Raw genomic sequence first — 7,105 nt, forward strand, 5'->3', positions numbered from 1 at the left:
CTACCCTATCTTTATCAAAAGATTTCGCTCTATATAAAGCATTATCTGCTAACTCGATCAGTTCTTTCTTATTTTTAGCTACAGTTGGATAAGAAGATACACCTATTGATACAGTTAAATTGCCACTAGGCTGATGCTCTTGATTTGGAAAAGTTGTATTCCTTATATTTTGTCTAATTAATTCTCCTAAATTTGATGCTTTAGTTTTATCAACATCATATAGTATTACAGCAAATTCTTCTCCACCATATCGTGTCACAACCCCTAGATCTCCTACTGTATCCTTTAACATTTTGCCTAATTTCGTAAGTAGCCAGTCTCCCTTTTGGTGACCATTAATATCATTAAAATTTTTGAAATTATCTATATCCATAAGTAAAAGTGACACTTCTTTATTTAATTTTTGAGCTTTTTTCAAGGATGTATCTAACATATCTTGAAAACTCCTATGATTGTATAGTCCCGTCAAACCATCTTTTATAGCAAGTTCCTTTAACTTCAGATTATAATCTTTTTCTATTTCTATATATAAAGACAAAATAAAAGAAGTTATTAATAGAGAGCTGACTAAAATTATATCTCCTTCAAATGAATTTATAATCTCTATATTAGATATATTATTTGACAATATTAAATTAATAAAATTAAATGATAATATTATTAAAGATACAGCTATAGCAATTATAAAACTTATTATTTTCTTATACTGTATTGATGATATTAGTATAATAATCATGCTTATATACTTAAATGAGCTATTTTCTCCACCTGTTTTAGACATCAAAATTATAAACAGTCCTAATATCACAGCTATTTCTATAATATTATAAACCTTTGGCATATTTAAAAAAGTTTTTTTTGTATAGCCATAAATCATCTTTGAACATACAACCATAAATGGTACTATAAAACAAACAAAAAGTAATAATAATAATAAAGAACCACTTCCATTTAAATTGATAGTTCCTTTTAAATCTACATTATAATAACTTATTATATTTAAACTTGCTAAGATAATATATAAAAATTTTAATCCAACTATAATCTCTAATATCTTTATATTTCTCTCATGATCAAACTTATTCATTTCTATTCACCTATTCTATCAACTAAATCTATTTAAGCCGCGCAATAAAAAAACCATAAGAAAAGTTTCCTATGGTTTTTTATCTCTACTCTTCTCTTAAAGATTTTGGTACCTCTGGCTCAAAGAAAAATGCCATACAATAAGTGCTAGCACCATGAGCAAGATTATTAAAAAATTCAACTAAAAATCCCATTCTTCTTATCTCCTTTTTTTAATTTATGCTAATAATTATAAAAGTTTAATTAATTAAATTTTCATAATCATTAATACCTTATCCACAAATAATATAAATCTACTTCCTACTGAAGTTAACGATATATTTTGCATATATAAACCTAAAATCATACATACTGTGAATGAATTAAAATCAATATCTTTATATGATAAATTAAATTTATTCAATGTAATGTTTATAATAAATATTATTAAACACACTAAGTAAATCCTAAATGCTTTCTTTTTCAATCGTTTTCTTGTTTCCTCTTTTTTAAGAGGTTTATTTTTTGACGGTACAGGACATTTCGTATAAATTATTATAAATGATTGAATTAACATCAATGACCCTAAAATATAAAACATTTTAACATCAATGCTAATAATATATTTTGATAATAATGAAAAAACATATGCTACTATAATTCCTGTAACTATACACCTATTTGGACTAGAACAATGCACTCCTCCTGAACATCTTTTCATCAGGCCTGCGATTAAAGAAATAATCATTATTTCAAAAAAAGTATTAGTTATTAATCCAAAAATAGATGTTAATATAATCGCCATGCACATATGTACAAAGACAAAAATTCCATACTTCAAAACTTCAAACTCTTCACTCGACTTGTTCGTATCCTTAGTTAAATATAATGCTAATTTATTAGAAATCTTATCTGTAAAATTACTCATTATCATCAGTTAATAATTTTTCGCTTAATTTATTAGTTATGAACTGAATAAATATTGCAATCAAAACAAGTATTCCAAGTGAAGGTAGAGTAATAATTGCACCCTTTAATGTATAGTTACTAATCAAATAACTATCCGGTATTTTTAAAATATAATTTGATATATAAAGATATACAAATTCACTTAATATTAAAGAAATAAAAAGTTTACAAGTTGTCATAATACAATTTATAAAGCTATCTTTAGATAAGTATAAAAGCATAAATAAAGTACAACTCATAGATAGTATCGTATGTATTCCAAAGCTAATAGGAAGCAATCTAATTAAGGAAACAATAATACCTAGTAAAAATGCCTTTTTTAGTATAACCTTCTTCGATATCTTTAGTTTTAAGAAGTAACATCCTGTCAATAGCATAATTGCACATTCAGGAAAACTTCTAACTAAGATATATCCTATTGATGTATGTAACATATATCTCTCCTTAATTTTTTTATATTTATAAGAAAATTATAGCATAAAAATTAGAATAATTTTCATAAAATGCAATATTTTATACTTATTACTACTTATAAAAATTAAATATCGCCTATTAAATCTTCAATTTATCTAAAAAATATAAATATTTACATGAGTAAAAAACTTTAATTTATTCATATTGACAACGGCTGCGTCCGTTGCTTAAAATTCACTTTGTTCATATCGCCAACGACTTCGTCCGTTGCTTAAATGTATCAGTTTGGATTATAAACTATCCACAATTTAGATAATTTATAATCCCTTAAAATATAAAAAAGATTGGAAAATCCAATCTTTTTATTTATTTAAATATTGTCTAACTAATTCTTGTTCACCCAATTTAACAAGCTGTTTACTCATCAATCCTCCTAAATCCCCACCTTTTTTTCCATTTTCATATGAAGTTATATTGCCTCCATCTTCTATATTAGTATTTTGTATACCTAGTTCATCTGCAATCTCTAACTTCATTTGATTTAAAGCCTCTCTTGCATTTGGATTTACTATTTTATTTGTCATAAATACCTCCTAAGATGATTCTTTCTTCATTAGTATATTTTTCTTTTGCTTAATTTTTATTCATACATCATATAGATATATCTTAAAATCTTTATTACTTTTCCAAAATTTAACTGTGTAAAATTATTATTATATAGCAAATCATATATATAATAAAATTTATCGGAGGTATAATGATGAATAATTTCCTTCTTACAGATGATGAGTTGATAGAAAGCATAGAATGTGCTAGTCCATGGTTCGTTGGACTATATATGGAAACATTTTTAAATAATTTAAGCTTTTTATCCAATAGACAATATAAAAATGAATTTACTAATGATATACATAGGTATGATCCCATACTAATAGAAGAAAGTATTTTAGATATATATAATAGAGTAGAGTCTCTATTAAGAATTATTAAAGGAAATAGAGTTAAAGATGCACTTAATATAGTTATTGATTATGATACAGATAGTATATATGATATTTATGCTAGACAAGAGTCAATATACTTATTAGCTTTAATAAATAATGGAAAAATAAATGTGCCTACATTTACATAAAATTAAAGACTATTTAAAATAAGGTCCACTTATTATAAATAGTCTTTTTCAAATAATAAGATTATTAATACTAACTATACGATCCTACATTAAAGGAGCAAATACTCTAAGTATAGCTTGTAGTAACGATCTAGTTTTTCCTTTTTTTACATCATCATCTGTAAATTCTCTACTTTTTGACATAGTATCTATAGCATCTTTTTTGATATCAGATATACACTTACACTTATATAAATAAACTCCACATTCAAAATGTAAATATAAACTTCTATAATCCATATTTATTGTTCCCACTGTTGCAATTTCATCATCGCATATAAATACCTTGGCATGAATAAATCCAGGCGTATATTCATATATTCTTACTCCAGCTTCCAATAACTGAGTATAGTATGATCTAGTCAATTTAAACACTGTCTTTTTATCAGGTATCCCTGGTGTTACAATTCTAACATCAACACCTTTTTTAGCTGCCAGACAAAGGGCAGTCATCATCTCATTGTCAATTATTAAATAAGGAGTAAATATATAAATATAATTTTTAGCACTATTTATTATATTCATATATGCATTCTCTCCAACTATCTCTTCATCAAGAGGAGAATCTCCATATGGTTGAACATATCCATCACTACGTACTAACTCTGTCTGATTGACTTCTGGTCTGTATATAGAATAGTCTTCATCTGTTGGTCTAAATGCATTCCACATTCTTAAAAACATTACTGTCAAATTCCATACACCTTCACCTTTTAACATTATTCCTGTATCTTTCCAGTGTCCAAATCTTTCTTTTACATTTATATACTCATCTGCTAAATTTATTCCACCAGTAAAACCAGTATGACCATCTATTATAGTTATTTTCCTATGATCCCTGTTATTCATAGCCAAAGACACAAATGGAACAAAAGGATTAAATGGTATACACTTTATTCCTTTACGCTCTAGATATAAGTTGTATCCATAAGGAAGTAAATTAATACATCCTACATCATCGTATATTAGACGTACATCAACACCTTCTTTGGCCTTACGTTCTAAAATTTCTAATATTCCATTCCACATTTGACCTTCTTCAATTATGAAATATTCCATAAATATAAATTTTTTAGCATTATTTAATTCTTTTATTAAATCTGCATAGTTTGATTCACCTATATCATAATACTTAGTTTCAGTATTCTTATATATTGGATATCCAACCACATTAGATAAATATATACTTTGACCTGCTACACGTTCATCTTGATTTCTTATCTCATCTATAACTCTTTCGTCTTGGCTTAACTCGTTAATAGTTCTGTTACTTTCTTTTTCTAATGTATTCCTTAATTTCTTTGCAGGCTTTTTATTTCCAAAAATTACATAAAGCACTCCACCAGAAACAGGAAAAAGTAATATAGGAATAATCCATGCCATTTTATAAGCTGGGTTGTCATTTTTGTTTACAATCCATAAAACAACAAGTCCACTAATTATTGAAAAAAATATAGATATTTTAGTAGAATAATGACTAAATTTTATTAAAATCATTACAAACCATAATATTTGGATAAAAATTATTAATCCAAATATAAACATCCTATTAAATATTAACTTTAAACATCTCATTAGTCATCCCCCCTTCTTAACTTTCTCTCTGTAATTAGTACGTATTCTTTACTTTGTATTAATGTATTATAACATTTATTATCCTTTTTTGTTTCTTTTTAATCATTTTTCTTTATTTTTGATATTACTATATTTTTTATATTAATTAAACTTACAATTATGTAGTTATATTAAAATAAAAAAGTATTTCAACATATTAATGTGAAATACTTTTTATTTATTGATTATATTTTTATATAAAAACACACTATATTAATTTATCATTTTCTAGTAATTTATATAAAGTAGGATTAAAATTAAATTCATTCATTAACTTTTTAACTTCTAATAGGGCTTTTTCTCTCTTTTCTTTAGATATATTTGATTTTGATGCTCTAATTAAAATATTCTTTGGTGAATGAGATATATCTATAAACTCTAACAATTGAGTCTTATATCCTACACACTCTAATAAATTCCCTCTTACTGAATCAGTCATAAGAGCTGCTACCCTTTCTTGTATTATTCCATATTTAGTTAATATTTCAAGATTATTAGCTTTCATTTGATGATTAAATTCATGTTGACAACAAGGAACTGAGAATATCATTTTAGCATTCCATTTTATAGCATTATATAATGCATAATCTGTAGCCGTATCACAAGCATGCAGAGTTATCACCATATCTACTTTATTATTGTATTTAAATCCATTTATGTCACCTAACTCAAAATGTAAATTATCAAATTTATACTTTTTAGCTATTTCATTACATTTCTTTATTACATCTTCTTTTAAATCTAATCCTGTCATTTTAACATTTATTTTTTTAATTTCTACAAAGTAATAATATAAAACAAAAGTTAAATATGATTTTCCACATCCAAAATCTAATATCGTAAGTTCTTCATAATTATTCTTCTTTATTTCATCATCTATAATTTCTATAAATCTATTTATTTGTTTATATTTATCGTATTTTGAATTAACTACTTTTCCTTCTTTAGTAAATACACCTAAATCAATTAAAGGCTGTATCAACATACCTTCTTTGAGAATATAGTTTTTTTCTTTGTTATGACCTTTATTTCCCACTTTTGCATTATCACTTTTTTTCTTCCCTAAAAATACTTTTCCTTTTTTAGAAATTTTCATATCATATGTAACATTAGAAGACCATGCAGATAATTGTTTAAAATCTTCTTTCATAAACTCAAGTATTTTTTCGTTTAAATCTTTTATATCTATATTTTCATGAAATACTTGCTTATCTGTGTACTTTTCAATTTGATAGTACTCTTTTTTTCTATTTTCTTTTAATAAGAAAACTATTTTATTGTATTTTAAATCTTTATTTTTTTTATTGCTTATAACTATTTTTATAATATCATCTTCACACAATTCATTAATTACTTTTATTATTTCTTCCATTTATATCACCCATCATTACTTAAATTAGAATTATTTTCTCAATTGCATTATTTATTATACCATTAAGTATTATTATTTAATAAACTTTTTATATACTTATAGCACTTCAAAATTTTATTTTTTGTTATATTTTCTTTAGTTTTTGATACTAATAAGGATATGAATAGGAGGTATTTTATGAAAGAAACATTTAATCCTGATTTATATCATGGTAAACATAAGAAAAAAAATTTTTTTGAAGGCTGGTATTACAAAATTGTAGATAAAAATAATCACCATAAATTAGCTATTATTCCCGGTATATCTTATGGTAATACAGAAGATCAACATCATTCATTTATACAAATATTAAATAGCCATGAAAATAAATACTACTATATTTCTTATCCTTACGAAGATTTTAATTATAATAATAATAAATTTAGAATACATATAAATTCTAATATATTTTCTTTGAATAGTCTTAATCTATCTATAGATAACAAAGATATAAAAATTAA

At 24.5% G+C, this 7,105-nt stretch carries 8 protein-coding genes and 1 pseudogene; 2 read left to right on the top strand and 7 right to left on the bottom strand.

The window, feature by feature from the left end:
• The 5 genes from J7G74_RS01730 to J7G74_RS01750 form a co-directional block, all read right to left on the bottom strand.
• The coding region (locus J7G74_RS01730) for a GGDEF domain-containing protein (protein WP_297131057.1) at positions 1 to 1,087 on the bottom strand (1,087 nt) is incomplete at its 3' end.
• Between the two features lie 85 nt (positions 1,088 to 1,172).
• Complete coding sequence (locus J7G74_RS01735; protein WP_297131060.1) at positions 1,173 to 1,280, bottom strand: cyclic lactone autoinducer peptide; 108 nt, start codon at positions 1,278 to 1,280, stop codon at positions 1,173 to 1,175.
• Positions 1,281 to 1,333: 53 nt separating this feature from the next.
• The gene (locus J7G74_RS01740) at positions 1,334 to 1,993 is read right to left on the bottom strand and encodes an accessory gene regulator ArgB-like protein (protein ID WP_297131063.1); all 660 of its coding nucleotides are present in this window, start codon (positions 1,991 to 1,993) and stop codon (positions 1,334 to 1,336) included.
• The gene (locus J7G74_RS01745) at positions 1,986 to 2,468 is read right to left on the bottom strand and encodes a hypothetical protein (RefSeq protein ID WP_297131065.1); all 483 of its coding nucleotides are present in this window, start codon (positions 2,466 to 2,468) and stop codon (positions 1,986 to 1,988) included. Before J7G74_RS01745 ends, J7G74_RS01740 begins: the two co-directional genes overlap by 8 nt.
• 342 nt (positions 2,469 to 2,810) lie before the next feature.
• Entirely contained in the window at positions 2,811 to 3,032 is a 222-nt protein-coding gene (locus tag J7G74_RS01750) for an alpha/beta-type small acid-soluble spore protein (RefSeq protein WP_297131068.1), read from the bottom strand.
• Positions 3,033 to 3,208: 176 nt separating this feature from the next.
• Here J7G74_RS01750 and J7G74_RS01755 point away from each other — a divergent pair, with 176 nt between their 5' ends.
• Complete coding sequence (locus J7G74_RS01755) at positions 3,209 to 3,580, top strand: hypothetical protein (protein WP_297131070.1); 372 nt, start codon at positions 3,209 to 3,211, stop codon at positions 3,578 to 3,580.
• An 84-nt stretch (positions 3,581 to 3,664) separates the two neighbouring features.
• Here J7G74_RS01755 and cls read toward each other — a convergent pair whose 3' ends face one another.
• The gene (cls, locus tag J7G74_RS01760) at positions 3,665 to 5,194 is read right to left on the bottom strand and encodes a cardiolipin synthase (protein ID WP_297131073.1); all 1,530 of its coding nucleotides are present in this window, start codon (positions 5,192 to 5,194) and stop codon (positions 3,665 to 3,667) included.
• A 247-nt stretch (positions 5,195 to 5,441) separates the two neighbouring features.
• Positions 5,442 to 6,605, bottom strand: a complete 1,164-nt coding sequence (locus tag J7G74_RS01765; RefSeq protein WP_297131076.1) for a class I SAM-dependent methyltransferase — start codon at positions 6,603 to 6,605, stop codon at positions 5,442 to 5,444.
• 177 nt (positions 6,606 to 6,782) lie between these two features.
• On the opposite strand from J7G74_RS01765, the pseudogene J7G74_RS01770 reads away from it, so the two are divergent.
• Positions 6,783 to 7,105 (top strand): annotated as a pseudogene (locus J7G74_RS01770) (tocopherol cyclase family protein); the annotation flags it as partial.

This window comes from Terrisporobacter sp. (genome assembly GCF_017888745.1).
GTDB lineage: Bacteria > Bacillota > Clostridia > Peptostreptococcales > Peptostreptococcaceae > Terrisporobacter.